This window comes from Natronococcus sp. (genome assembly GCF_047921035.1).
In the GTDB taxonomy this organism is placed as follows: domain Archaea; phylum Halobacteriota; class Halobacteria; order Halobacteriales; family Natrialbaceae; genus Natronococcus.
Genome location: NZ_JBLRWX010000210.1, coordinates 1 through 1,719 on the forward strand (window position 1 = coordinate 1; position 1,719 = coordinate 1,719).

The 1,719-nt window shown below is 64.7% G+C and carries 2 protein-coding genes; both read right to left on the bottom strand.

The genetic code is table 11. The features are described 5' to 3' along the window. A partial coding sequence (locus tag ACNA7R_RS20195) for a universal stress protein (protein ID WP_416285328.1) occupies nucleotides 1-419 on the bottom strand: 419 nt, incomplete at its 3' end. A 111-nt stretch (nucleotides 420-530) separates the two neighbouring features. Beyond that, complete coding sequence (locus ACNA7R_RS20200; protein WP_416285329.1) at nucleotides 531-1,367, bottom strand: hypothetical protein; 837 nt, start codon at nucleotides 1,365-1,367, stop codon at nucleotides 531-533. Between the last annotated feature and the right edge of the window lie 352 nt (nucleotides 1,368-1,719).

A 1,719-nucleotide genomic window follows, 5' to 3' on the forward strand; every position in this document is an offset into this window, starting at 1 on the left:
TGTCGAACCGTCAACACCGGAACGTCCGAGAGCCGAACAACTTTTTCGGTGACGCTGCCGACCAGGTATCGGTCCAGCCCCGTCCGTCCGTGCGTTCCCATCACGATCAGATCGACGTCGTGGTTCTCGGTATAGGAGAGGATGCCGCTGTGGGGACGGCCGTGGACGACCGCGCCGACGACTCGTTCGTGGCCTCGCTCGCGGAGTCGCTCGACGAGCCCCTCGACGACCGTCGACCCCGTGCGCTCGGCCTGCTCGAGCGCGGGTCCCGTTTCGACGTCAGTCGAGACTCTCGTCGTGTCGACGACGGTGAGGACGTGCAACTCCGCGTCGTAGCGCTCGGCGAGGTCGAGCGCGGTCTCGAGCGCCCGCTCCGGGGGGTCGCCGACGTCGGTCGGAAACAGGATGCGCTCGTACACGGACTCGAGTTCGATCCCGAGGACCAAAAGTTGTACGTCAATTGTCACCACTGTGCAGCGGCGTGACCGAACGCCGGTCTCCGACGCCGGATCGAGGGACCCAGACCCTTCTCAGGCACCGTCGGGGTCGCCGTGGGAGACCCCGTCGCGCTCGTCGGCCCGGCGGCGGCGCAACGCGGCCCGGGCGTTCGACGCCTGGTAGCCGAAGAAGACGTCCGTCCCGTACGCTTCGGCGACCTCCGTCGCGTGGATCAGGTTGTCGACGTCGACGTTGACCGCGTAGAGCTCGATGCTAAACGGCGTCTCGAGCGCGCTCTCGAACCCCTTCGCGATCGTCTCGAGCCAGTAGGTCGTCTCGTAGGCCGTGTCGTACAGCGGCACGACGAACTCGTCGACGTACTCCTCGAGGGCCTCGAGGTCGATCCCGGCCCGTTCGTAGAGGTGACCGGGGTAGGGATCGGGGTACAGCGTCATGTAGACCCGCCCCGGAACGTGCTCGACGGCCTCCGCGACGAACTCGGTGATGACGCTGGCGCGCCACTCGAGGCGGTCGTCGTACTCGCTCTCTTCGAAGTTCTGCTCACAGATTCCGCAGCGACAGTACTCCTCCCGGGGGAAGCCGATGTCGTCGAGGCGGACGTCCGCGTTGGCCGCGGCGCAGTCGTCGATGATCTCGAACAGTCCCTCGCGGTAGTCCTCGCGGGAGGGACAGACGTACGCCCAGTCGAAGTACTTCCGGTCCCGCGTGGCGGGCCGCCCCAGGTCGTCGACCGCGACCAGCGACGGATCGGCGTCGGCCGCGGCGTTGTCGCCGAAACACGAGACCATGTTCACCGCGTCGGCGATCGGTTCGGCAGACCGCCCGGTGACGTCTTTGACCTCGTAGAAGCCGCGGTCGAACTCCGGCCACCGTACCTCGTCCTCGTTTCGGGTGACGACGCCGTACATACGAACGGTGTACGGCTACGCCGCCGTAAGCCGTTCGGATCGACTACCGGTCCGGCTCGTACTCGTACTCGACGTCCGAGGAGCCGCCGAAGGCGACTTTCCAGACGAGCGCGATGACGAACGTGGCGATCAGGATCTTGATGACGCGGGACATAGTCGTCCGGAGAGTCGAATGGCGGTTACTTATCAATTGTGGATTCTGTTACGTTTTGTTATCAGTAGATAGTCGAATAGTTTTGTTACCGAGGATTTCGTCTGAAACTCGCGTTACGTGTAGACGACTCACTCACCGCTCGCTACGCTCGCGCTTCGATCGTCGTTCCGCAGAGAGACGCGCTGTCGCGCGTCTCGG

Coding starts and splice junctions, on each gene's coding strand:
- ACNA7R_RS20200 (WP_416285329.1), bottom strand. CDS start 1,367: ATGTACGGCGTCGTCACCCGAAACGAGGACGAGGTACGGTGGCCGGAG.